26 protein-coding genes and 1 other annotated feature are annotated in these 22,474 nt (G+C 38.4%); of the genes, 10 read left to right on the top strand and 16 right to left on the bottom strand.

Annotation, left to right across the window (positions count from 1 at the left end):
* The first annotated feature begins 131 nt into the window (after positions 1 to 131).
* The gene (locus AC6CHJ_RS00740; RefSeq protein ID WP_066791676.1) at positions 132 to 2,186 is read left to right on the top strand and encodes a transglycosylase domain-containing protein; all 2,055 of its coding nucleotides are present in this window, start codon (positions 132 to 134) and stop codon (positions 2,184 to 2,186) included.
* A 246-nt stretch (positions 2,187 to 2,432) separates the two neighbouring features.
* Here AC6CHJ_RS00740 and AC6CHJ_RS00735 read toward each other — a convergent pair whose 3' ends face one another.
* Positions 2,433 to 2,948: a YwhD family protein gene (locus AC6CHJ_RS00735; RefSeq protein ID WP_249775251.1), complete on the bottom strand. Its 516-nt coding sequence runs from the start codon at positions 2,946 to 2,948 to the stop codon at positions 2,433 to 2,435.
* A 66-nt stretch (positions 2,949 to 3,014) separates the two neighbouring features.
* Here AC6CHJ_RS00735 and thmT point away from each other — a divergent pair, with 66 nt between their 5' ends.
* Entirely contained in the window at positions 3,015 to 3,200 is a 186-nt protein-coding gene (gene thmT, locus AC6CHJ_RS00730) for a 2-hydroxymuconate tautomerase (protein ID WP_066791671.1), read from the top strand.
* 269 nt (positions 3,201 to 3,469) lie between these two features.
* Here thmT and AC6CHJ_RS00725 read toward each other — a convergent pair whose 3' ends face one another.
* The 3 genes from AC6CHJ_RS00725 to AC6CHJ_RS00715 all read right to left on the bottom strand — a co-directional run bounded on the left by AC6CHJ_RS00725 (position 3,470) and on the right by AC6CHJ_RS00715 (position 5,662).
* On the bottom strand, positions 3,470 to 3,982 hold the full coding sequence (locus tag AC6CHJ_RS00725; RefSeq protein WP_392995446.1) for a YwgA family protein: 513 nt from the start codon (positions 3,980 to 3,982) through the stop codon (positions 3,470 to 3,472).
* 21 nt (positions 3,983 to 4,003) lie between these two features.
* Entirely contained in the window at positions 4,004 to 5,302 is a 1,299-nt protein-coding gene (locus tag AC6CHJ_RS00720; RefSeq protein WP_147195483.1) for an HD domain-containing protein, read from the bottom strand.
* A 105-nt stretch (positions 5,303 to 5,407) separates the two neighbouring features.
* Positions 5,408 to 5,662: a YuzB family protein gene (locus AC6CHJ_RS00715; protein ID WP_066791665.1), complete on the bottom strand. Its 255-nt coding sequence runs from the start codon at positions 5,660 to 5,662 to the stop codon at positions 5,408 to 5,410.
* 270 nt (positions 5,663 to 5,932) lie between these two features.
* Here AC6CHJ_RS00715 and AC6CHJ_RS00710 point away from each other — a divergent pair, with 270 nt between their 5' ends.
* On the top strand, positions 5,933 to 6,577 hold the full coding sequence (locus AC6CHJ_RS00710; RefSeq protein ID WP_066791663.1) for an RsfA family transcriptional regulator: 645 nt from the start codon (positions 5,933 to 5,935) through the stop codon (positions 6,575 to 6,577).
* A 215-nt stretch (positions 6,578 to 6,792) separates the two neighbouring features.
* Here the strand turns inward: AC6CHJ_RS00710 and lipL are convergent, their stop codons facing one another.
* Positions 6,793 to 7,629, bottom strand: a complete 837-nt coding sequence (gene lipL, locus AC6CHJ_RS00705; RefSeq protein WP_498286993.1) for an octanoyl-[GcvH]:protein N-octanoyltransferase — start codon at positions 7,627 to 7,629, stop codon at positions 6,793 to 6,795.
* A 238-nt stretch (positions 7,630 to 7,867) separates the two neighbouring features.
* On the opposite strand from lipL, the gene hemQ reads away from it, so the two are divergent.
* Positions 7,868 to 8,638: a hydrogen peroxide-dependent heme synthase gene (hemQ, locus tag AC6CHJ_RS00700; protein WP_147195487.1), complete on the top strand. Its 771-nt coding sequence runs from the start codon at positions 7,868 to 7,870 to the stop codon at positions 8,636 to 8,638.
* Between the two features lie 43 nt (positions 8,639 to 8,681).
* Here the strand turns inward: hemQ and AC6CHJ_RS00695 are convergent, their stop codons facing one another.
* Positions 8,682 to 9,446 carry an HAD-IIB family hydrolase gene (locus tag AC6CHJ_RS00695; protein ID WP_147195489.1) on the bottom strand — a complete coding sequence of 255 codons (765 nt, stop codon included), beginning with the start codon at positions 9,444 to 9,446 and terminating at the stop codon, positions 8,682 to 8,684.
* A 253-nt stretch (positions 9,447 to 9,699) separates the two neighbouring features.
* Between AC6CHJ_RS00695 and AC6CHJ_RS00690 the strand changes: the two genes are divergently transcribed.
* Positions 9,700 to 10,119, top strand: coding sequence for a cell wall hydrolase (locus AC6CHJ_RS00690; protein WP_066791656.1), 420 nt, complete (start codon positions 9,700 to 9,702; stop codon positions 10,117 to 10,119).
* 20 nt (positions 10,120 to 10,139) lie between these two features.
* On the top strand, positions 10,140 to 10,520 hold the full coding sequence (gene gerQ, locus AC6CHJ_RS00685; protein WP_066791654.1) for a spore coat protein GerQ: 381 nt from the start codon (positions 10,140 to 10,142) through the stop codon (positions 10,518 to 10,520).
* 72 nt (positions 10,521 to 10,592) lie between these two features.
* Here the strand turns inward: gerQ and AC6CHJ_RS00680 are convergent, their stop codons facing one another.
* The 4 genes from AC6CHJ_RS00680 to AC6CHJ_RS00665 form a co-directional block, all read right to left on the bottom strand.
* Positions 10,593 to 10,973: a DUF423 domain-containing protein gene (locus AC6CHJ_RS00680; RefSeq protein WP_066791652.1), complete on the bottom strand. Its 381-nt coding sequence runs from the start codon at positions 10,971 to 10,973 to the stop codon at positions 10,593 to 10,595.
* Positions 10,974 to 10,991: 18 nt separating this feature from the next.
* Complete coding sequence (locus AC6CHJ_RS00675; RefSeq protein ID WP_392995455.1) at positions 10,992 to 11,279, bottom strand: YwdI family protein; 288 nt, start codon at positions 11,277 to 11,279, stop codon at positions 10,992 to 10,994.
* A gap of 78 nt (positions 11,280 to 11,357) precedes the next feature.
* On the bottom strand, positions 11,358 to 12,041 hold the full coding sequence (locus tag AC6CHJ_RS00670; protein WP_498286992.1) for a uracil-DNA glycosylase: 684 nt from the start codon (positions 12,039 to 12,041) through the stop codon (positions 11,358 to 11,360).
* A gap of 4 nt (positions 12,042 to 12,045) precedes the next feature.
* Positions 12,046 to 12,816 (bottom strand): DUF4230 domain-containing protein, encoded by a 771-nt coding sequence (locus AC6CHJ_RS00665; RefSeq protein WP_498286991.1) that lies wholly within the window; start codon positions 12,814 to 12,816, stop codon positions 12,046 to 12,048.
* Positions 12,817 to 13,060: 244 nt separating this feature from the next.
* On the opposite strand from AC6CHJ_RS00665, the gene thiD reads away from it, so the two are divergent.
* Positions 13,061 to 13,894: a bifunctional hydroxymethylpyrimidine kinase/phosphomethylpyrimidine kinase gene (gene thiD, locus AC6CHJ_RS00660; RefSeq protein WP_147195497.1), complete on the top strand. Its 834-nt coding sequence runs from the start codon at positions 13,061 to 13,063 to the stop codon at positions 13,892 to 13,894.
* Between the two features lie 83 nt (positions 13,895 to 13,977).
* Here the strand turns inward: thiD and AC6CHJ_RS00655 are convergent, their stop codons facing one another.
* A complete protein-coding gene (locus tag AC6CHJ_RS00655; protein WP_147195499.1) occupies positions 13,978 to 15,423 on the bottom strand; it encodes a magnesium transporter CorA family protein in 1,446 nt (481 codons plus the stop codon).
* 188 nt (positions 15,424 to 15,611) lie between these two features.
* On the opposite strand from AC6CHJ_RS00655, the gene AC6CHJ_RS00650 reads away from it, so the two are divergent.
* The 3 genes from AC6CHJ_RS00650 (at position 15,612) to AC6CHJ_RS00640 (ending at position 17,261) form a co-directional block, all read left to right on the top strand.
* Positions 15,612 to 15,965: a YojF family protein gene (locus AC6CHJ_RS00650; protein ID WP_066791641.1), complete on the top strand. Its 354-nt coding sequence runs from the start codon at positions 15,612 to 15,614 to the stop codon at positions 15,963 to 15,965.
* Positions 15,966 to 15,991: 26 nt separating this feature from the next.
* Entirely contained in the window at positions 15,992 to 16,684 is a 693-nt protein-coding gene (gene bshB2, locus AC6CHJ_RS00645) for a bacillithiol biosynthesis deacetylase BshB2 (RefSeq protein ID WP_498286990.1), read from the top strand.
* A gap of 130 nt (positions 16,685 to 16,814) precedes the next feature.
* Positions 16,815 to 17,261, top strand: a complete 447-nt coding sequence (locus AC6CHJ_RS00640) for a hypothetical protein (protein WP_498286989.1) — start codon at positions 16,815 to 16,817, stop codon at positions 17,259 to 17,261.
* 35 nt (positions 17,262 to 17,296) lie between these two features.
* Here AC6CHJ_RS00640 and AC6CHJ_RS00635 read toward each other — a convergent pair whose 3' ends face one another.
* The 5 genes from AC6CHJ_RS00635 to abc-f all read right to left on the bottom strand — a co-directional run bounded on the left by AC6CHJ_RS00635 (position 17,297) and on the right by abc-f (position 22,449).
* Positions 17,297 to 17,566, bottom strand: coding sequence for a hypothetical protein (locus AC6CHJ_RS00635; protein ID WP_498286988.1), 270 nt, complete (start codon positions 17,564 to 17,566; stop codon positions 17,297 to 17,299).
* Between the two features lie 29 nt (positions 17,567 to 17,595).
* The gene (locus tag AC6CHJ_RS00630; RefSeq protein ID WP_249775244.1) at positions 17,596 to 18,150 is read right to left on the bottom strand and encodes a GrpB family protein; all 555 of its coding nucleotides are present in this window, start codon (positions 18,148 to 18,150) and stop codon (positions 17,596 to 17,598) included.
* Between the two features lie 354 nt (positions 18,151 to 18,504).
* A complete protein-coding gene (locus AC6CHJ_RS00625; RefSeq protein ID WP_498286987.1) occupies positions 18,505 to 19,704 on the bottom strand; it encodes an MFS transporter in 1,200 nt (399 codons plus the stop codon).
* A gap of 63 nt (positions 19,705 to 19,767) precedes the next feature.
* Positions 19,768 to 20,031, bottom strand: a binding site (T-box leader).
* Positions 20,032 to 20,070: 39 nt separating this feature from the next.
* A complete protein-coding gene (locus AC6CHJ_RS00620; protein WP_498286986.1) occupies positions 20,071 to 20,511 on the bottom strand; it encodes a DUF4279 domain-containing protein in 441 nt (146 codons plus the stop codon).
* Positions 20,512 to 20,832: 321 nt separating this feature from the next.
* Positions 20,833 to 22,449 carry a ribosomal protection-like ABC-F family protein gene (gene abc-f, locus AC6CHJ_RS00615; protein ID WP_498286985.1) on the bottom strand — a complete coding sequence of 539 codons (1,617 nt, stop codon included), beginning with the start codon at positions 22,447 to 22,449 and terminating at the stop codon, positions 20,833 to 20,835.
* Between the last annotated feature and the right edge of the window lie 25 nt (positions 22,450 to 22,474).

The raw sequence follows: 22,474 nt of genomic DNA, 5'->3' as shown, positions 1-22,474 counted from the left end.
TTTTGTATTCAGATTTTTAAGATCTGTCCTGCTATTTATTCGTTTTTCATCAAATTTCGCGCTATTCTTTCCGTTTAGTTTGTGCAATCTCTTCACATACTAGTTTCAACGATAGGAAAGGAAGCGATAGGATGAACCGAGCTGAATATCATAAGCAACGAAAAAAGAAGCTGCGACTACGGCAGTTAGTCATATTGATGGTCGTGTGTGCCTCAAGCGTCATTACTGCTCTGGTCTCACTCCGTGTTTACGCTCAAATTACAGGGGCTCCATCTTTAACTGTTCCTAAGGCAACCGTTTTTTTAGATACTAGCGGGGAACAAATTGGAGATAAATTTGCCGGACAACGTCGTTACTGGGTAGGGTTAGATGATATTTCGCCTTTTGTAACAAAAGCATTGATTGCTACTGAAGACCAAAATTTTTATAAGCACAATGGTTTTGACTATACACGGATTGCAGGCGCCATCGTACAAGATGTGAAAGCAATGAAAAAAGTGCAAGGTGCTAGTACGATTACTCAACAGTATGCCCGCAATTTATATCTTTCACACGATAAAACGTGGCTTCGTAAAATGAATGAAGCCCTCTATACGTATCGATTAGAAACTTTCTATGATAAAGATCAGATTCTAGAAGGATATTTGAATACAGTTTATTTTGGTCATGGTATGTATGGAATTGAAGCTGCCAGCCGCTATTATTTCGCCAAGCCAGCAAAAGAACTTACACTTCCTGAGGCTGCATCGCTGGTAGCAATACCGAAAGGGCCGAGCATCTACTCGCCTCTGGCAAGTGAAGAAAATAATCATAACAGACAGCAGCTAATCTTGTCGTTGATGAGAAATAAAGAGATGATTACAGAAGAAGCAAAAGAACGCGCACAAAATGAAAACTTAACATTTAAATATGACGAGTGGGATAGCGATAAAATGAATGCTCCTTACTTTGTCGATACAGTTTGGGCGGAGGCTAAAAAGATTTTGGAGAAAAATGGTCGGAACATTGCAGAAGGCGGTTGGACCATCCAAACGACTTTAAATCCGCTCCACCAAAAAGCTGCAGAGGAAGCTGTAGAGAAAAACATGCCAAACTCTGGTCTTCAAGTTGGATTTGTCAGCATGGATCCTAAAACAGGATATGTGACTTCATTAGTAGGAGGCACCCATTATACAGAGAGTTCCTATAATCGTGTCACCCAAGCGAAAAGACAACCAGGTTCTGCCATTAAACCATTCTTATATGCGACGGCATTGGAAAATGATTTTTCACCGATTACGTTTATGGATGCTGAAAAAACGATTTTCACCTATGACGGTGGACGTTCAGAGTATGAACCTAAAAATGTAAATGGCAAATTTGCCAATCACCCTATTTCGCTTGCACAAGCCCTGGCCATCTCTGACAATATTTTTGCCGTAAAAACCTATGAGGAAGTAGGACATCGTAAATTCAAGCAAATGCTCAATCGCTTTGGCATTGGTGAAACCCTACAAAATACACCTTCTGTGGCACTTGGTACAACAGAAGTGACGCTGAAGGATATTACATCTGCATACAACACACTTGCTGCAGGCGGAGTTAAGAGATCACCAATTACCGTGCTCTCTATCAAGGATGGCGAAGGCAAATTAATTTATGAAGTCGAAGAAAAACGTGAAGAAAAAAGAGTGCTGAAAAAAGATGAGAATTTCATTTTAACTCAGTTGATGACAGGCATGTTTGACCCTGTGTTTAATGACTATACCCCTGCTACAGGTGTAAGTCTGCGCAACAGACAAACAAGACCTTATGCTGCAAAATCAGGTACGACCCTGACAGACCAAATGATGATCGGCTTTACGCCATCATTAACAGCGGGTGTATGGAACGGATACGACCAGGGCAAACAGCTCTCAAGTGAAGAAGATGCACGAGCTACAAAGCATATCTGGATTGACTTTATGGAAGGGGCACTGAAAGATACTCCAAGCGAACCTTTTATCGCACCAAAAGGAGTTCAATCCGCTATCATAGATGTTGAAACTGGGGGCATTGCTACAAAAGCATGTGGCAGACAGCGATTAGTATATCTCAAGAAAAAAGATATGCCCAAGAAAAAATGCACAGATCCTTCTATCGTTAATGAATTGACAAAAGAAACAGATGAAACATGGAGTCTGTTCCCGTTCTCTTTATTTGAATAACAAACTAAAAAAACTTCCATTCCAAAGGTGTCCGTTAACCTTTGGGGTGGAAGTTTTCTGCTTCAAGATGACTGCATATATCCTTTCGCCCTTGGGATGGCTAATGAGAACCATACAACTTCTCGCACAGCATATGTCCTAGCTTACATTTGCAAGCTTTAATTCTAGTGTACTTCCTTTCCAGAACACTTTCAACCACGTAATTAGAAAGTGCCAGAAAAAAGCGCATGTTCGACAAAAATTGGATCATTCAAAGCCTAAATCAGCATGTAATGAAGGGCTGCTGTTTTTCCACATCTCTTCATTAAAGTTTTTCAAAAACTCTCCAAGGACCTGTTTTGACGTCGTATCCATTTCATCAATCATAATATTTCTTTTCATGGATTTATCCATTTTGTTGACATGCTCTGCCAGTATCTTGTAGCCTCTGCGTTTTTCGCGATTGACTACCATTTCACATGCAGTCACACCAGCATAATATGGCCCGTTTTCTTTTTGTTCAATCGTTACCCATACAAGCCAGTACGGTTTGCCACCTTCAGAATCTTTACGGTCTGTTGTAAATTTGATACCCTTTTCTACTGCACTTCTTGCATGCATTGCACCAATATCTACTTCCGCTGTTTTTTCAATCACATCGATGATGACCGGAGAGACATTCTCAAGTGTGATGGAACCAATTCCAAACCCTTTGTGGCCATCGGTAGGATTGTTTTTAATTATGGTAAATTCCATTTTTTTCGGTTGCTGTTCATTTGCCATTTCATAATTCCTCCGTATACGTTATGATTACCACTATACACTACATTTTACACAAGGAGACTTCTTATGCCTATCGTAACGATTAAAATGCTTGAAGGACGTACAGACGAACAAAAACACCAGCTTGTCAAATCAGTCACAGACGCAGTATCCGAAAGTGTGAATGCGCCTAAAGAAAATATCTCTATCATTATTGAAGAGATGAAAAAAGAACACTACGCTGTAGGCGGCGTCCGTAAAAGCGAAGTCTAATAAACATTTAAAACAGACATTGAATGTGCTAATTGAAGTGGGTGTATCGAATCTGCGAGTCGAATACCCACTTTATTAAAATATTGCATCAAAAAATTTATAACATTTGTGCAGCGGAAGCCGTGACTCCTACGGAATAAGCTTAAGCGAAAGCCCCGGTTGGAGCGGAACCATTCTACTTGTACTTTTTCTAAGACTAAAAATTTCCCCTTGTCTGTTTTCTTTGCTATAAAAAAACGTGAACAAGATTCCTTGTCCACATTCTATAATTAATTTGCATTCAATTTGATTTCCTCTAATGCCTCAATAAGTGAAAATGCTTCATTCATTTCTGTCTCTGTAAATTTCAATTTTCCTTTTACCACATGCACTTTTTGAATCCGATCTTCTTTCGGAAGTTCATCAAAAAACAATAGCGTAGAAACAAGCTCCAAAAAGCGGGCACTTTTACTGTTTAGTACCTCTACGACTTCATTTAAATGCTGCTGTTCCTCGCACATATGCTTCGAAAAGTTTGTTCCTTTATCAGTCACTTGATATGTGTACTGCACATAGGACCCCTTATCTTCCATTTCTTCCGTTAAAAAACCCATCGTGCATAGCTCTTCTACGCGCAAAGTAAGCTCCTCCGAATAGGGACCATAAATATGAAATTGATATTTCTCATTGAAAGGAAACTTCATTTTTTTTGCGATATAAACCATCTTTTGCAGCTTTTTCCGTCCCGTAACACTTCCAGCTAAAGATACAAATTGTACGACTTTTGCATGTTCTTCTAGCACGTTTTTCTCCTTTCGAGAAGCTTAACCTCTCAGTACTTTTAATATTTGTTTTTTTAGCGTTTTTTGAGTACCATCCTGCAGCAAAACTTCTTCCGGAAAATATAACTTATGATCAGATCTTCGTTTCCCTGAAATAGCTTCAACAATTTCAGAGCATCTTGATAGTTCACGCGTTTTACCATTCGGCATTAACAACTGGATGGGTACGCGCTCTTCTTCTTCTCCTGGCCGGTAAAAATCGTATGGTAAATCTGAGATAGAATCGTGAACTAAATAATATTTAGGGTCAATGCCCGCTTGATAAAATAACTCTTTTAGATCACTTAATTTTTCATATTCATTTGCAGGATCAAATTCTATATATTTAAATAACTTTCTATTAATAAAACGGCGGCTTAAATCGCTTAATATCGGATCACTTTCTTGCATCCACATTTGAAAATAAGTAAGCAAAATATTTTCATCAAGTGCAATATAATCTTCTAGTTCGATATTGTTTTGGAAAAACGCCATAAAATGTGTAGGTTCTTGCTTGAATTGATAGTTTCCCTGGCTCAAGTCTTTTGCACGATGAAGAATCTTCGTTAAGATTACTTCTGCACTGCGGGAAACTGGGTGGAAATAAACCTGCCAATACATTTGATAGCGACTCATAATATAGTCTTCTACCGCATGCATCCCACTTGACTTGATGACGACCTGCTCTTCTTTTGGTCTCATGACACGTAGGATTCGTTCCATATCAAAGTGACCATAGCTGACACCTGTAAAGTAAGCATCTCGCTGCAGATAATCCATGCGATCCGCATCAATTTGGCTGGAAATCATACTGACAACTTGTTTATTCTCATATGTTTTGGCAATGACGTCTGAAACTTTTTGCGGAAATTCAGGTGAAACGCGTGTCAATACATGGTTTACCTCTGTATCTCCTAAAATAATTGCTCGTGTGAATTCCTCATGGTCTAAATCAAAAACATGTTCAAAGGAATGTGAAAAAGGGCCGTGGCCAAGATCATGCAATAATGCAGCACAAAGAACCACGAGACGTTCGCTTTCATCCCACTCTGGCATGTCTATGAAGATATCGTCTACCATTCGGCGGACAATTTCGTATACCCCCAAAGAATGGCTAAAACGACTATGTTCTGCACCATGAAACACTAAATACGTCGTACCGAGCTGTTTAATCCGTCGTAAACGCTGAAATTCCCTCGTGCCGATCAAATCCCAAATCACTTGATCTCGCACATGGATATAGCGATGTACCGGATCTTTAAACACCTTTTCTTCCGCTAATTTTTTTGTCGCATAATCCAATTCGGAACCTCCCTTTTTCTCCAAAGTGTCCTATTATGCACTATATTTCACCATTATATACGAAAAAACCACCTTATTGAAAGGTGGAATAGTAATTGTACATATTTATTCTTGATAACTTTCCGGCAGCTTCTTTTGAGACTTTAATTTAGCTACTACTTTGGGAATCAATTCTTCTTCTGTATGTGCTGCACATGGACGATTATTTACGATTGTGAATGTTTTTCGAAGACCCGGCCCACAATAAGATTGACATTTGATATCAATCACTGCATCTGGATCTACCGTCTTTAACTTAGGTATTAATGTTTTTAAATTAACGGCTTGACACTCATCGCAAACACGAAATTCGTTTGCCATTTTGTCTCCAACCCTTTCTATATCTCAATTTCAAGTTAGTATCATTCTAAAAATGAACTAATTTTTATACTTACTATACTGCATTTCCGCTGCAGGCGGACTCTCCCGCTTTCAAGTCATAACGCTCTTTTAGTTCATATTAATTATAGTGTATCGTATTTTCTATCTCTCATTCAAGACATTTTCTTTTAAACCTATTAGAAGTTATTGAATAAAAAATAGTAAAACTGTCTACGCTAATCCTATGAAACAAATAGGAGGTTTTAAACAATGAAAACGAGACAAGATGCTTGGTTACCAGAAAACGACGAACTATTGGCAGAAGCCGTTTTACGCCACGTAAAAGAAGGGAGCACACAGCTGACGGCCTTTGAAGAAGCTGGTGATGCACTTAACCGTACGGCTGCAGCTTGTGGCTTCCGCTGGAATGCAGTAGTACGCAAAAACTATGAGAAAGAACTATCTTCAGCAAAGAAAGAACGCAAGGAAAGAATGCGAGTCTACGGTACTACTGTACGAAGAAGAACAGCTGGTCTCTACTTATTGCCTAACGATAAACATAGTGAAACAACAAGGTCCATCCCTCTATCTGCCATGTCAATTGATTTAGTCATTGCGTATCTAATGCGTTTGCAACAGAGCGATTTTCATGATGAAGAGGTGACAAGATGGCGCCACCTAGCAAATATTGCAAATGATAAAGCGTCACAATTAGAAAAAGAAGTCTTACGCTTAGAAAAAGAACACCGCAACATGAAAAAAGACTATGAGCAATTCATGCAAGTAATGAATCGTGCAAGACGCCTTATGACACTTGGGACAGAGGATGAACATATCGCACCTGTCTTTACGATGGAACGCAACGGTAATCTTGTGAAAAAAGAAGATGTACCAACCGTTGGAATTGAAGAATAATATCAAGAAATAGTTTAGCTAAAGAAAAAACCGAACTATAATGTGACTTTCACTGTCGCATTTGTTCGGTTATTCTTTTTGCTCCGTTTCAGACGGCGCATTTTGTAAGAGGCGCTCCATACTCCACTTCACGCTACACTTTATTAAATTTGTTCTGACCAAGCCTCTTTATGATATCTAGCTTTTAACCTATTTCCCGGGAAATCGACAGTATTCTACTCATCTATCGGTAGCATTGATTGATTTCGTTCGAAAACTCTCTTTAAATAAAATGAATATAATTCAATTTCCTCTTCCTGAAATTGACCGATGGCTAATTGGTCACTTAGTAATGCTAATAGATTTTGCAATTCAATGACCGTTTGCTGTACTGTAATCTCTTCGCCTAATAATTCACTGAGTGAAGCCATGACCTCTGGCTTGATGTCAGGGTAATGGAATTTTGTTTGTTCCCCCCGCAAGCTGACTTGATAAAAATCTTTGATCAATGCAGCTCTCTCTACACCGCTTCCTTCTAAGCACAGATAGATTTGCACCGCGATTCCTTGGCGCATTCTTCGCTGCGAGATGCCTGCAAATTTCTTTCCATTGATGCTTAAATCATAAGAACCTGGACAATAAGAGCCGACAATTTCATACGCTTCTATTTGGTCAGCTACTTGTGGAAAGAGCATTTTGATGAGTTCTACCATAATTTCATAGCCTGTATTAATATCAATCCGTTCTTCCTGCTCTGTTAGAATTAACGAAATGTTTAGGACACCAGGATCTAACACAACAGCCAGGCCACCTGAATTCCGTACGATTGGCACGTAGCCTCGACTGCTTAATAAGTCCATGCCCTCTTTTATATGAGGTAGACGATGGTCTTGAATCCCCAGCACTACCGAATCGTTATGCACCCATGTTCGCACACTAGCAGGAGATTGTCCCTGCCCTACTAACTGGCATAATGTATCATCAGCAGCAAAAGATTCTAATGGAGAACGGTCAATACCACTCATAGATTGATCAATAAAACGCCAAACTTTTTGATGTAAATAATCTTTCATGTTCTCTTCTCCTGCATGGTTAGTATTATTATTTCATTATCTCACGAATAATACATGAATCAAAGATGTGAAAGAAACTCTCTTCTCACTCTGCGCTAACGAATACTGACTCTTGCCTCAAAACGTTCATAAAAGAGTATATCAGTAGCTTGAAGAGCTTTCACTAAGTGAAGTTTCGCTTTATTTCTGTTAAAATGAGGGAGTATTGATTTTAGAGTTTAAAGGAGTGTTTCTTACAATGATTGAAGCAGCACAAACACTTGACGGCTGGTACGTATTGCATGATTTTCGTGCAATGGACTGGACATCATGGAAATTAGTTTCGAAAGAAGAACGCAAAGCAGCTGTTGATGAATTTATTCAATATCTTGATAAGCTGAACGAAGCGGACGAAAACAAAACAGGCAGCCATGCATTCTACTCGATCGTAGGACAAAAAGCTGATTTCGTAATTATGACATTACGTGAAACAATGGAAGAATTGCAAGAACTTGAAAATGAATTCAATAAACTTGCGATTGCTGATTTCACAATCCCTACTTATTCCTATGTTTCAGTAGTGGAGCTTTCCAACTATTTAGCAGGCAAGCCTAAAGATGATGGTCCTGCTGAAGATCCATATCAAAACCCGCATGTGCGTGCACGCCTATATCCTGAATTGCCTCGTTGGGAACATATCTGTTTCTACCCAATGGACAAACGCCGCCAAAAAGGCGCTAACTGGTATATGTTAGAAATGGATGAACGTCGTAAATTAATGCACTCCCACGGACTAATCGGCCGCAGCTATGCAGGAAAAGTAAAGCAAATCATTTCTGGTTCTATTGGTTTCGATGACCACGAATGGGGCGTTACATTATTTGCACATGATGTATTGGAATTCAAAAAATTGATTTATGAAATGCGTTTTGATGAAGTGTCAGCACGCTACGCTGATTTCGGTGAATTCTTCGTCGGCAATATTATGGACAACGAAAAATTAGAGAAATTTTTAGCGATTAAAGATTAATACGAAAAGACCAGCTCTCATATTATGAGATGGCTGGTCTTTTTTAATAGGCAAATCGCTGATCCAATTCTTCAAGCTTTTCTACAATTTGCTCCTCAATTGGCTGATTCTTTGATATGCATTCATCCGCATATAGCGCTAACAGCGGATGATCACCTACCATGACACTGTGCTTCGCATGCTCAAAAACCGGAATATCATACTCATCATCACCAAAGGTAATGTATGCCCCTTTCTCAATGCCCAGCTTTTTTAATGCTTTCCACTTTTGAATGCCACATGGTGTGATATCAAGCATACCTAGTTGGTAATGTGTATGGATAATCACGTTTAATTCATCTAGTTTTTTACGCAGAATCGCCATATTAAATGACGTGACAATCGTAATCTTTACAACATGTTCAAGCTTATCTAAGGGTTTATTAACCCCAAGGCCATTAGGATCGATCGTTTCAGCAATCGGGTGGTCAGCTGGACCAGTATATGAATAATCCCACTCGCCTTCTATGAAATAAGTTACTTTATATTCTTTCATCAATAACCGAATACTCTCTAATGTTTCTTCATCAAATACAACATTCGGCTTTACGTTTCCATTATGGCAGAGAATGGCTCCATTTCGCCCTATCATTTTGTTGCCGTGAAATCTTTTGGCCAACAATGGTAACATATCGCGAATAGGACGGCTCGAAGAAAAAATAACCTCATGTCCTTTTTGGACCAAGCATTCTAAACTGTACGTAATTGAATCTGGCACAGGCTGATCTTCAAAACAGATTGTTCCCTCTAAATCAAAGACAAATTGCATGGCTCAACACTTCTTTCTATATAACATTCTCTGGAGGATTTTACCTATCAGTAGCAGGTAAGCCGTTTCTCAACAGACTTGGAAATTAACAGAGAGGCGCAGGATAATAAAGAACAAAGAAAAAAAGACTAAAGCAGGTTCCACACACCTAATCTCCCGTTTTACATTATTTCCCCTCTTCTATTCAAATTATACGTTTATGGTGGTTCTTATTTTATCTTCTACGCATATATAAAGAAGAGGAGGTTATGTTATGCCTGTCATCAAAAGTACATCAAAAGAACTTGACCTTTTAGCACGACTTATGCGGGCAGAAGCTGAAGGCGAAGGAGAACTAGGAATGTTAATGGTCGGAAACGTGGGCGTCAATCGAGTCCTTGCAGATTGTTTAGATTTCCGTGATGTGAGAAATCTTCAACAAATGGTTTTTCAGAGTCCGGGTGGCTTTGAAGCTACAACGAAGAGCTACTTTTATCAACGTGCAAGAGAGCAAGATCGTCGTTTAGCCCAAAGAACCATTAACGGAGAACGTTTTCACCCAGCAACCCGAGGACTATGGTTCTTTAAGCCAACTGGCGACTGCCCTGCGCAATGGTATGGACAATGGAACACCGGGCGATATAAATCGCATTGTTTCTATGCGCCTACAGAAGCTGACTGCCCGCAAGTATAAATAGAAGAAGGGAAGATGAAATGGTTCAATATTATTGGACACCGAACTATCAACAACAGACTTACCCAGCAGGCGGTGTGACTATTCCAACAGGCACCGTACAGACAACTCCTAGCCAGGGACCAGCAACTGGGGGTCTGCACTTGGGCAGAGAGCAGTCATACATCGAAAATATTATGCGTTTAAACAGAAGTAAGCCGGGAACTTTCCACTTTTCATTTGAGCATGCAACAGCTCAAGGACAAAATGTGGTCATTATCAGAGGGGTAATTGAAGCTGCCGGACGAGATCATGTTATTTTACGCGATATCAAAACAAATCATCGTTTTCTCATGCCGATGATTTACTTTGATTATGCGGAATTCGATGAACCGTTACAGTATTTTGACCAAACTCCTTAAAAAATGAACTGATTGAACACACCAAAAATGCCAAGTATTAAACAAACTTGGCATTTTTATTATTGACTAATACTATTTACCGAACTTTACTGCAGCAATCATAACCAATACCCAAGCAATTAAAAATAAGACGCCTCCGATTGGTGTAATTGCGCCAAGCACTTTAATTTGAGTAACTGCCAGTACATACAGGCTACCAGAGAATACAATCGTACCGATCAGCATAATCATGCCTGCACGTGATAGCAAGGGAATGGGACCAAATAAACTTTTACTCATTAAAATCCCTATCAAAATAAGACCTACTGCATGAAACATTTGGTATTGAACGGCTGTTTCATACACTGTCGCATAGTGGTCTGTCAAAACGTCTTTTAACGCATGAGCGCCAAATGCTCCGAATGCTACTGCTAAGAATGCGAGTATAGCACCAATTAAAATATAAAAACTCATTTTATATGACAATCCCTTCTAAAAATCAAATAGTGAATCACCGTTCGCATCTTCTTCTTCCAGCTTATTGGCTGTGAGCGATTTAGGCATGGAAGAAACGGATGAATGGGACAAGTCTGATGCAGTCTCCCCTATCATCTTTGGCATAACGGTATGAGGTGTCGGTGATTTGTCACTTTGCAGCGCTAGGTCACATAAAGCTCGAATAGCGGACAATTCTTCGCGCATCATAGCTTCACTACTTCTTTGGCCCGCTTGATGAATATGTTTTTCTAGTTCGCGGATGACCGCATCATAAGAAATCATTGTATACCCCTCTCCTATCCACTACTACTTCTTTTACTATTACTTTACCATGTTTCGAAGTGGAGATGAAGGGTGTCTCTACTCACTATCTGTCAAATTGAAGTCAATCGGCTCTTCGTCCCACGAGAGAAGCTGGTTATTGATTTTAGAATACGGGCGGCTACCAAAAAATCCACGGTGTGCACTTAATGGACTTGGATGGGGTGATTTAATAATCGCATGGCGAGAAGTATCAATTAATCTTTCCTTTTGCTGTGCCGGTTTTCCCCAAAGGACAAACACAATCGGCTCTTGCCGTTCTGACAGTTTTTCTATGACAGTGTCAGTAAACTGTTCCCATCCTTGATTTTTGTGCGAATGTGCTTCATGCGCTCGAACAGTCAGTACAGTGTTCAATAAGAGTACGCCTTGCTTTGCCCATTTAATCAGTGACCCATCCTTTGGTATGTCAAATCCAAGATCCTCGTGTAATTCTTTCAGCATATTTTGCAGGCTTGGCGGCTTTCGCACACCATCTTTTACCGAAAAGCTTAAACCTTGTGCTTGATTCGGACCGTGATAAGGATCCTGCCCCAGCATAACTACCTTCACTTTATGATAGGGTGTATAACGGAACGCATTCCATATATCCTCCATTGGTGGGTATACGGTATGTGTGGCATATTCTTCTTTTAAGAAATCGCGCAGCTTTTGATAGTAAGGCTTATCAAACTCTGCGCCGACGATTTCTTGCCAATCGTTTTCAAAGATTCTTTTTGGCATCGTATCACTCCTTAAATTTTACGGTCACATCATAGCCAACTAAAGAAAACATATCTGCAACAGAGTTTTTGGCATTATTTTTTGCTCTACTCAACAACCCCTGTGTTTTGGCTTCTTTGATCATTTCCCTTTTCGCTTCAGCCGTTAAACCAAAGGCTTCTTTCATATCTGGTTTGTTACGAAAAAGACCTTCGCTGGAGAATACTTGCACATTATCAAAATCTACTTCTGGTTCACCAAGAATCTTTGGGGCAGGCAAGGTAATCGTTGCTTCCTTGTTCTTTTGGTCAAGCTTTACATTTTTTTCTGAAACATCTTCGAAATCCACACCAGCTTTAACCCCACCTGGAACAACTACTAATAACTCTCTCTTTGTACCTGGCAAATCGATACCGATTTCTTTCCCGAATAACTCATTGTTCTCTTTTTCAATAATAACTTTTGTAAATGCCTCTGCTGTCGTTAATTCATTCAAATTTTGGATGCGCTCGACTAAAGAGCCCTTCTGCTCTTGGTAAGTACTTCCTTGAATCATTTTCCAAGCAGCAAAAGGTACAAGCAAAATAACTAATAAAATTAAAAGGCTGGCCCACATATATTTATTTTTTAATAGAGCCAGTACTACTATATTCCTAAAGCTGCGTCGTCGCATTGAGGTTCCCTCCACCACAGTCGCAGCCTGTTCATTATCTCGATAATACTTATTAAACAATTGAGTTAACTTTTTGTTGTTTCTTGGCATAAACTTCCTCCTTTTATACTCTTTTTCTACCATCTAGCATACTACTATTGTTATTTTAGCGGTTAGTAGACGTTTTGTCGAAATTTAAGAGTTCCTGAAAATCATTTTTAAATGAATCCTTTTAGCAGCTTTTCTGACCCTTTCATTTCTCTACATTCTGGCTATTTTTACTGGCCAGTTTAACAGCTATAATAGATGGGAAAAGAAATTATTTATGAGGCATTTATTATTGGACAACCTACACTATGTCCTATCTTGTTATGAAGGAGTGTTTAACATGTCACTAAAGAAAACATTAACGATTGCCGGATCTGATGCTTCTGGCGGAGCTGGTTTGGAAGCTGACTTGAAGACTTTCCAAGAATATGGCACTTACGGTATGGCTGCTGTAACAGTCATTGCTACTATGGATCCTGATGCAAATTGGTCACATGGTGTTTATACATTACCTATTGATGTTCTAAAAGCTCAGCTAAAAACTGCCTTTTCTACTGGAATAGATGCAGTTAAAACCGGCATGTTATCAACAGAAGAAGTCATTCTTACTGCCGGCGATGCGATTAAAGAGGCTCATCTTAAAAATGTGGTTATTGATCCTGTAATGGTATGTAAAGGGGAAGATGAAGTATTAAATCCAGGAAATGTAGATGCGATGATTTCACATTTGCTGCCGATTGCTTTAGTTACCACACCTAATCTATTCGAAGCTGGTCAATTAGCTGGCATGAAAACACCTAAAAACATTGATGAAATGAAATCAGCTGCTGAGAAAATCCATGCGATTGGCGCTAAGCATGTCGTCATTAAAGGCGGCCGCTCTATTGATCCAAACAAGGCATTTGATTTGTATTATAACGGCGAAAAACACTTTTTATTAGAAACGCCTAAAATTGAGACAACATACAATCATGGTGCTGGATGCACTTTCGCTGCTGCCATTACTGCTAATCTAGCAAATGGTCTTGATGTCAAAGAAGCGGTTATTAAATCAAAAGAATTCGTTGCTGCAGCAATTACACATGGCTGGAAATTAAATCAATATGTCGGTCCTGTAATGCATGGTGCGAAGAATGTATATGGCGCACCTGAAATTACTGTGACAGAACTGTAGTATTCTTCAATAAATAAGCTTCCACTCCAAAATGGGTGGAAGCTTTTTAATTTACTCTATGTTGGGACAAAATGTCTTTATGCTTAATATTTCAGCCAAAACTGCAATCTTTTCCTTATATAGTTGTAGAAAGTACTTAATAATAAAAAGAAAGTCATTAAAATTCCGCCAACAGCTGTTATCAGACAAATCCATTCATAAATATTGTAATGGAATATTTCCGACCACTTATAATTTCCGTCCCATTCTTCAATAATCAGGTTCATCCCGTATATACCCGAGACAACCGTAAACATCGTCAATACAAATAACAAGTAGTTTTGCCTTTTGTCTGCCGCTTTTTGTTGGTTCACATAAAGGGCATCAAGCGTTTTAGAGACCTCACTGAAAAGCTCATCGATTTTAAAAATTTCTCTCAAGCGCTTCGACATTTCACGACTTGATGAACGGCTGCTGACCTCTTGGAAGTAATATTTAGAAGAAAACATGGTAATCAACTGCATTAATTTCTCTACATAAATTTCATCCTTTTTCCAAGCGAGCTCACAATACCGGAAGGAGAGTTCGAGTAGTGTTAATTTGTAAAAGTAATGAAGTAAGATGGTGTAATAGTGAACGCCCATAAATCGAACTCTTGCTTTTTCTCTAAAAGCCTCTGTTGTATCACGATAGACAATCGTTGTTTGGACATGCTCTGTTGTTATGTCACATAACTTAGGCATATAGCGTGTGTTCACACGCGTTTTTAGGTACTCCTCCATATGCTCTGTATTGGCTGCAGAGATAAAGGGAACAGATTCTTCCGTGTACCCATCCAATTGGCTGGCTCTATAGAGTTGTTCAATTGGCAATTGATCTTCATCCAACTCAATATAATTCGTGACAAGCATTCGCTCATCTTCAAAGTAAGGAAGACTACCAAAGTAACCGTCCCGACGGTCATCATGAACCGTATATTTTTGAATTTCAGGGCAAAGATGCTTCATAATAAAATCGTGTATACAAGTAAATGGTTCTCCATCATATTGGACTTCCATCCCTAATTGGTTATTTGTTTTAGGCTCTAGAATGCGAAAGTGATGCATGAAATCAAGTGCATCGGAAAATAAATTAACATCCTCTAATTTCACACGAATCGATACAAAGCCAATTCCAAATGGACATAGGGTAATATCAATGCTAAGTATAGTAAAAAGATAGTGTCTGTCGTGAATTTGGAGGCTACCTGTCTTCGAAATTTCCTTAGAGAAACGCTGAAAACCATCATCTCGTATATTTTTCGGAAACAGCCTCCGCTCTATGTAGGATAAAAAATTTTGCTTAAGGGCAATACTTGATAATTCGATGTCACCATAAAATTCAGATTGCTGCTTCTTATCATTGAGATTAAAAAAGCTGTAGCCGTTGCCGAGCAATTCCTCAGATAGCGCTATCTCCTTTTTGGTCATAAAAGAAAATGGCAGCATAGCTGTCATCCAAGCATTTGTTATTTTTGTTTCTTCCTCTAAAACTGGTGTTGTAAAATGCATAAACTCACCTCCTACCCTTTAGTATTCCCATAGTTTGTTCTTTTATAAACATTTACTAAATGAGCAAACAGTGCGTGTGAATCGCATTTCATCCTTTTTTTCTCTATACTATAGTAGTACTTAAATCAGTGGCAGTTTATCGCTAGGTATTGCGATGAGGCCTCTTTTTGAGAGGAGCATATAATTAGATGGAAACAGTTAATCTACAAAAACTTCAGGACCTTCTGAATTCCTTTGCGAATAAAGATGTCTATATACACTTAGAAACAACGAATGGGGCTTATGCCTCTCACTTCGATGAAAAAGTATTCAATGCGGGCACATTTATCCGCAATGTACTAATTCGTTATGAACTTGGTAAAGTGACGCCTGATGTACCCCATCGCGTGGGTTTAAAACTATCGAATGGCGGCTGGGTGTATGCCCAAGGAATTACGCATTTTGAGCTCGATGATCAAAATCGCTTACTTATGGCCGGCCATGGCTATGATGGTAAATTAGCTATTGCGCTTGAAATCAGCGAAACACCATTCGCATATTAATTTCCAAACTAAAAGGAGTTTTGAATATGTTACAACCTGAACGTCAAATACTTGTTGTGTTTCCACACCCTGATGACGAAGCATTCGGAGTTTCCGGCACATTGGCGCAATATGCGAAAGCTGGCACACCTATCACATATGCTTGCCTAACTCTTGGAGAAATGGGACGCAACCTCGGCAATCCTCCATTTACAACACGCGAAGAATTGCCATTAATCCGTAAAAAGGAACTTCAAGCATCGTGTGAAGCCATTGGCATCAAAGACTTACGTATGATGGGCCTTCGTGATAAAACAGTTGAATTTGAAGATGATGAAGAAATGGTTGCCATGATGACTAATTTAATTGAGGAACTCAACCCTTCATTAATCATCACTTTCTATCCAAATTATGCGGTTCACCCTGATCATGAAGCGACTGCTAGAGCTGTCATCCGCGCTGTACGCCGCATGCCTGAGAGCGATCGCCCAAGACTATACTGCGTGGCATTCGCCAACAACACAGTAGCAGGGCTGGGTAACCCGGATATTATTAATGATATTCACGATGTGCGCGAGGAAAAAATGAACTCTATGAAAGCTCATATTTCACAAACAGGCTGGATGCTTCAAGAAGAAGAAAAACGCAAAGAAGAAGGCGCAACTGCAGAAAATAACTGGTTTACAAACGAGCATTTCTACAGCTATCGCTTTGATGAAGATTTTGAAGATAGTTTTTAACTTTTAATACGTATTGAAAAGCCCAGTTTACAAGGAAACTGGGCTTTTTTAAATCAAAGAATCCCCTATTGAGAAATATCCCCTTCCTATGTTACATTTAACTGGGATAATATTCAAAAAGGGGTAATCTATGAAAAAAATAATAATGGCATTCTTATTGATACTTGCGATCGCCGGAGGTTTTTACGTTAATAGCCTACTTAATAGTAAGCCACCCCTCCCCATTATTCGTGCTGGGGATGAAAATGTTGCGAAAGTCAGAGGCTCTTATTGTTGGGAAGGACTTATTAGCAGTGAATGTGTTGATACTATACCTCCTCCTGAACTCATTAAAAGCCAAAACCTCACACCTGCGATTGCTTCTCCCTCATCCAAATTGAAAATAGTATTTAAAAACGAACCTAAAAAGAATACGATATCCGTAAGCAAATGGCTTCCAAATAACCAAGTTGAAGATGTGGAGTTAAATAAAAATACAATTGTCTTGCCACAAGAAAAAGGAATGTATGTGTATGATGTGTCTGCAAACTGGGAGAAAGGCAGCGCAAGCTATGCTTTTGCAATTGAAATCCGTTAAAGCTTAGCCTCTTTTTTTGCTTCTATCACTTCTGATTAAATAAAAAGAAACCATAATAAAACAGTAAAGCCTAAAAAGATCAGCCCAAATATGAAGGAAAGCATTTTAAAGATCACAATATGATATTTTGGTGTTGTCAATTTCTCAGAAATTAATAAGAGAACACTAAACAACGAATCAATCCAATCTAAAGTATTAAGAATAAAATCGTCGTCCTCTTTAAATCTTTTAAAAGTTACATAAAAGGCATTGCCTGCAATAAATAATAAAAATATGGAGCTTATAATCAACATATATATATTCATTCAATATTTCTCTCCTGATCGGTAATAGCCTACAGTTGAAATGTAGGGGGATTTTTACTGTCTGGTTGCTTTATGCATTGATACCAAGCAATTGCCTTTTGTTCAATCTCCAAGACTAGCTGCTCTTTTCCTTTAATATATGACTCAATGTCGTAAGGAAAACGTTTGGAGAGGCTCACTTTCACATCTCCATATTTTTTAGCGACATCTGGATGTGACCTCAGGTAATCACGAAAAGCCAGATGACGTTTAATATTGGGGTTATCTAATTGGTAAAAATGAAGGTGATGGGTTCGAAGCTCTCCGCCTTTTTGAAAGTATCGTCTTTGATCAATCCCATTTTCTCCTTTTGACACATAACCAATGGCCATCATAGAAGTATTAAATTCATCAATTCTATTTACATCTTTGACCACAGGCATTATATCAATGATTGGCTTTGCTTTTAGTCCTTTTACAGATGTACTGCCAATATGGTGAATATCAATGATTTCGGAACCGAATATCTTATACAATAAATTTGCTTCTACCTCAAACATTGAATTCCAGCACTCGTTATATGGTTTCACTTCAACTTTTCTCATTAAGAGCCACCTCTTTGTATATGTTTAATTTGTAATCATTCCAAAAGACCTTCACGCTATTATTGTAGTTTATGAATTAGCTAAAACACTTATAGTTCTGGGCTTGAGTGACCCCAATTGTGCCATGAGTGGCCTTAATAACCTGCTGAGTGGCCCGAATCCACGCGTAAGTGACCTCAATCTATACCTGAGTAACCCTAATAATATAATTACTCCCTTTTTCCATATTCGAAAAGCCTGAAATACAGAAGTTCCTTTTCTATATAAGCTTTTAAAATGGAAACACAAAAGGTTTGCCAATCATTTTATTGGTCAAGCCTTTTATAATTAACTATTTAAAGAAGAAGCACTTTTTTAAAAGTATTCCTTCCTCTTTTCACCTGTTACAGCTTTCCATGCCAATAACCCTAAAATCAGAAAGGCAAAGGAACCTATTAATCCTACAGGTCGGATGGAAGTTAATTCTGCAGCAAAGCCTATTAAAACAGTTACAGCAACGATGAAGCCTGCTTCCACCACACTAAAAAGACTTTCAAATCTCCCCATCATCCCGACAGGAACATGATTTTGGTAGAAAGTCATATACCCTGTATTAGCAAACGTCACAGCTAACCCTATTAAAAATACGCCAGGCGTTGCACTAAAAAAGCCATTTGAACTGTAAAATATTATATAACCGATTGAGGTGAAAATTGTGCCGATGCCTATTAAAAGATTAACTGCAAGTTGTTTTGCATATATGGAATTAATAATTGAACCTATTATTATTCCACCTCCAAAGACACTTAATAAAAACCCATAATTGGTGTCTGTTATTGAAAGCACTCCTTTAGCAAAAGCTGCTTCGAGCGAATCTATTGCGGTCATGATTATAGTAGTACCACTAAATAATAAATATATTTTTACGACATAGGTATTACTTCTACTGAAATGAAAAACAACTCGAAAATCGTTTTTTATCAATTGCCATGTAATTCTTTGCCTCTCTGTTTCTTTAAGCCTCGAGTCTACATTAGGTAGCATCTTTATAATTAGAGCTGAAAACAGTAAAGCTACTGCATTTATATGGATGGCCGTATAAGGAGTACCCATCCAAAATAACATTCCAGCAATGGCAGGGCCTATTAGTGAGCCACATGAGTTGATAAAACTACGAAGTGCATTGAACTGCTGGCGATCGGTCTCAGGTATTAGTTTTGTCATATAAACCATAGAGGTAGGTTGAAAAATTGCACTTCCCATATTAATAATAAACGCTAGTATATAAACATAAAGCAGTGAAGGTAAAAATGGAATGACCGCAATACATATTGCTCGGAAAACATCTAATCCCATCATCAGTCGCCTTGTATTTACCCGATCAATTAGACTACCTGCCCAAGCATTCGAACTTATAGTTGCAATGGGATGTAGTATATATAATAGAGCAATGGCAAGTGGGGAACCTGTTTTATTCAATATAATTAAATTTAATGCAATGAGATAAACCCAAGCGCCTACATTTGAAATGCCTATCCCGCCTAGTAGTATGAAAGGATACTTCCATTTGAACATCGTCACCACTCCTATTTTATTTTTATAAAACAAAATAAAAAAACTCACCCCCAAGATATTTATCTTGGGGGCGAGTCATATCGCGGTGCCACCCCAGTTCATCTCTACATTGCTGCAGAGGCCTTGTCGAGTACGGCTTTGTGAATAACTCACCTGCGATACTCTATCTCTGTAACGTGAGAATACGTTGCATTATCATTATTCCAGCGAACAATTCCAATGCACAGCTCCAAGCCTTGTTTCAACGCCTTTCTTATCCCTCTTTTTCAGCTACCAGAGGTCTCTGTCGATAGTACATGCGTTTACTCTTCTTTTCATAGCCTTTATATGTAATTCTGTAAATCATATACTATTTAAAACAAGAATTCAATCCAAACAAAAATCATCTTCATAAGGGTTTGCATATAAATCTATATCAAATTCAGCACCAATACTTGATGCAAAATTAATCACGTCCGTATCTAAGTAAAGACTAGGGGTATCTCCTTCTTCCATAATGATGACGATATAGAATTTACATTCAACAGAATAAGTTTGTTTGATCTCCCGAATTATGGATACCTTATTTTGAAGCGGCATTATAATTTGTTGTAATTGTTCTTCTACATCAAAAGATTCTTGGTAGCCCGTATCTAAATGCCACGAAGTTTCTTTTCTCAACAGTTTACTTGAACGATTGGGAATTCTATCCCCTTTTCTATATGTATTAGAAGGTTCAATCCCTAATTTTTCAGTAATATCTGCTAAGGGAAATGAATCGCCAAATATACTTAAATAGACCCTCACCTGTGTTTTTGTCTTCTCCAACAGTTATTCCTCCAAAAAAATTATAGTTTGTTCGATGTTTTTGTTAGCTTAAGTTAACACTTCCTTTTTCTCAAATCTTCATTAAATTTTCATGTAATTCTTTTGGCTTTTCAATGTAAAACCAATCTATTGAATGGGCAGTTGTGAGCATCTTTTTCTTGCGGCGGATTCTAATCTTTTTATGATTAGTATAGTAGGGATAAATCTCGTTTTCTCCTTCGGACATATAACCAATGGTCATCCACTATATAGAAAAACCCTAAAATGTAGTATATATATTTTAGGGTTCAAGATTTCCTCTTACAAAGATTTTTTTCAATTTTATTCGTTGTATAACTTTTTCTGCTTCATTTTTGCCCACTCAAATGGGCCATCATGCAGTGTTAATTGCTGATTTTCTAGCCAAGCTGTTTTGGTGAACAGCTTTTGTAAAAAGTATCGATCATGACTAATCGCTACTATTGTACCGTCAAATTTTTCAATCGCCTCTTCAAGTGCTTCACGCGATTCAATGTCAAGGTGATTTGTAGGTTCATCCAACACAAGCACATTACATTGTTGAACCATCAACTGAGCTAATCTCAGTCGCATCTTTTCTCCACCACTCAATTGTTCTACCTTTTTAAACACATCATGACCATAAAATAAAAATTGTGCGAGCATATGGCGTGCCTCGTATTCCGTCATTGAAACATCACGACGAAAGGCTTCAATTAATCGCTCTTCTTTATTAAATTGTCCGAACTGCTGAGCCAGATAGCCAATTTTCAAATTGCTTCCTTGCTTCACTTCCCCATCTATTGGTATTAATTCTCCAAGTAATATTTTGAGTAGCGTTGATTTGCCGGTCCCATTGTTGCCAACAATCGCTAAACGATCCCGATAAAAGATTGGTAAATGTACATTCATAAATAAGAAATCTTCTTCAAAGCCATGTGAAACGTGATTGAGTAAAAAAACTTCTTTTCCTGAACGCTCATCAGCTTTTAACTGTAAGTTCATCTGCCGCTCAACTCTCGGCTTCTTCACCAGATCCATACGTTCGAGCATTTTTTCCATAACTTTTGCTTTTCGATATAAATCTGGATTTGGTGGGGATGCCTCATTTGCCCATTGTCGCAATCGGCGTATTGCTTCTTTGATTTTTTGAATCTTTTTTTGTTGCTCCTGATATTCAGCGAACTGCTGAGCAATTTTTGCTTCTTTATTTCTCACATATTGATCGTAGTTCCCTTTACTAACCCAAATTTCTCCATCCTCAATTTCTAATATTTTATTAACGACATTATTTAAAAAAGCCCGATCGTGAGATACGATCAATACTGTTCCTTTAAAATAGTTTAAATAATCTTCTAGCCATTCAATAGCTGCTAAATCAAGATGGTTTGTTGGCTCATCTAAAAGTAATATATTTGGTTGCTTCAGCAAAATTTGCGCGAGCATTACCTTCGTTTTCTCACCACCACTCAATGCTTCAAAAGGTTGCTCCAAAAGCTGCGTGATCTTCAGCCCATATGAGATGGAAGCAATCTTTGCCTCAATTTCATAACCACCAGCTAATTGATATTGCTCTAATAAATCCCCATATTGAGTTAAAACCTTTTCGCTCATGTTTATAGCCATCATTTGCTCCAGTTCCGTTAAACGAGCCTTCATTTCATGTAGCTGCTCGAATGCTTGGGACAATACGTTGTACACAGTAATATCCTTAAACATCGGAATTTGATGCAAGTAACCAATTGTTTGACCTTTCGTCTTTACTATACGCCCTTCATCTGGTTGCTCGATTCCCGCTATCATTTTAAATAAAGTCGTTTTACCGCACCCATTACGTCCAACAATAGCCACTCGTTCACCTAAATTTACTTCAACTGATAAATTGGTAAAAATGGTGTTTCCACCTAATATTTTTGTTATATTTTCTACTTTTAATTGCATACTCTAAAGCTCCCCTTTGGCAATA

Source organism: Rummeliibacillus sp. GQ308 (genome assembly GCF_059759115.1).
Note: the sequence above shows the minus strand (reverse complement) of the source record. Positions and strands in the feature narration are given on the sequence as shown.

Bases quoted from the DNA above. Each gene is read 5' to 3' on its own strand.
- AC6CHJ_RS00715 (WP_066791665.1), bottom strand. From the start codon at position 5,662: ATGGCAAACGAATTTCGTGTTTGCGATGAGTGTCAAGCCGTTAATTTA.
- AC6CHJ_RS00640 (WP_498286989.1), top strand. From the start codon at position 16,815: ATGAAAAAAATAATAATGGCATTCTTATTGATACTTGCGATCGCCGGA.
- AC6CHJ_RS00670 (WP_498286992.1), bottom strand. From the start codon at position 12,041: ATGCCAAAAAGAATCTTTGAAAACGATTGGCAAGAAATCGTCGGCGCA.
- AC6CHJ_RS00665 (WP_498286991.1), bottom strand. From the start codon at position 12,816: ATGGTAGAAAAAGAGTATAAAAGGAGGAAGTTTATGCCAAGAAACAAC.
- thiD (WP_147195497.1), top strand. From the start codon at position 13,061: ATGTCACTAAAGAAAACATTAACGATTGCCGGATCTGATGCTTCTGGC.
- AC6CHJ_RS00635 (WP_498286988.1), bottom strand. From the start codon at position 17,566: ATGAATATATATATGTTGATTATAAGCTCCATATTTTTATTATTTATT.
- AC6CHJ_RS00695 (WP_147195489.1), bottom strand. From the start codon at position 9,446: ATGCAATTTGTCTTTGATTTAGAGGGAACAATCTGTTTTGAAGATCAG.
- lipL (WP_498286993.1), bottom strand. From the start codon at position 7,629: ATGAAAGATTATTTACATCAAAAAGTTTGGCGTTTTATTGATCAATCT.
- AC6CHJ_RS00650 (WP_066791641.1), top strand. From the start codon at position 15,612: ATGGAAACAGTTAATCTACAAAAACTTCAGGACCTTCTGAATTCCTTT.
- hemQ (WP_147195487.1), top strand. From the start codon at position 7,868: ATGATTGAAGCAGCACAAACACTTGACGGCTGGTACGTATTGCATGAT.
- AC6CHJ_RS00625 (WP_498286987.1), bottom strand. From the start codon at position 19,704: ATGTTCAAATGGAAGTATCCTTTCATACTACTAGGCGGGATAGGCATT.
- abc-f (WP_498286985.1), bottom strand. From the start codon at position 22,449: ATGCAATTAAAAGTAGAAAATATAACAAAAATATTAGGTGGAAACACC.
- thmT (WP_066791671.1), top strand. From the start codon at position 3,015: ATGCCTATCGTAACGATTAAAATGCTTGAAGGACGTACAGACGAACAA.
- AC6CHJ_RS00630 (WP_249775244.1), bottom strand. From the start codon at position 18,150: ATGAGAAAAGTTGAAGTGAAACCATATAACGAGTGCTGGAATTCAATG.
- AC6CHJ_RS00735 (WP_249775251.1), bottom strand. From the start codon at position 2,948: ATGGCAAATGAACAGCAACCGAAAAAAATGGAATTTACCATAATTAAA.
- AC6CHJ_RS00710 (WP_066791663.1), top strand. From the start codon at position 5,933: ATGAAAACGAGACAAGATGCTTGGTTACCAGAAAACGACGAACTATTG.
- AC6CHJ_RS00655 (WP_147195499.1), bottom strand. From the start codon at position 15,423: ATGCATTTTACAACACCAGTTTTAGAGGAAGAAACAAAAATAACAAAT.
- bshB2 (WP_498286990.1), top strand. From the start codon at position 15,992: ATGTTACAACCTGAACGTCAAATACTTGTTGTGTTTCCACACCCTGAT.
- AC6CHJ_RS00690 (WP_066791656.1), top strand. From the start codon at position 9,700: ATGCCTGTCATCAAAAGTACATCAAAAGAACTTGACCTTTTAGCACGA.
- gerQ (WP_066791654.1), top strand. From the start codon at position 10,140: ATGGTTCAATATTATTGGACACCGAACTATCAACAACAGACTTACCCA.
- AC6CHJ_RS00740 (WP_066791676.1), top strand. From the start codon at position 132: ATGAACCGAGCTGAATATCATAAGCAACGAAAAAAGAAGCTGCGACTA.
- AC6CHJ_RS00675 (WP_392995455.1), bottom strand. From the start codon at position 11,279: ATGATTTCTTATGATGCGGTCATCCGCGAACTAGAAAAACATATTCAT.
- AC6CHJ_RS00680 (WP_066791652.1), bottom strand. From the start codon at position 10,973: ATGAGTTTTTATATTTTAATTGGTGCTATACTCGCATTCTTAGCAGTA.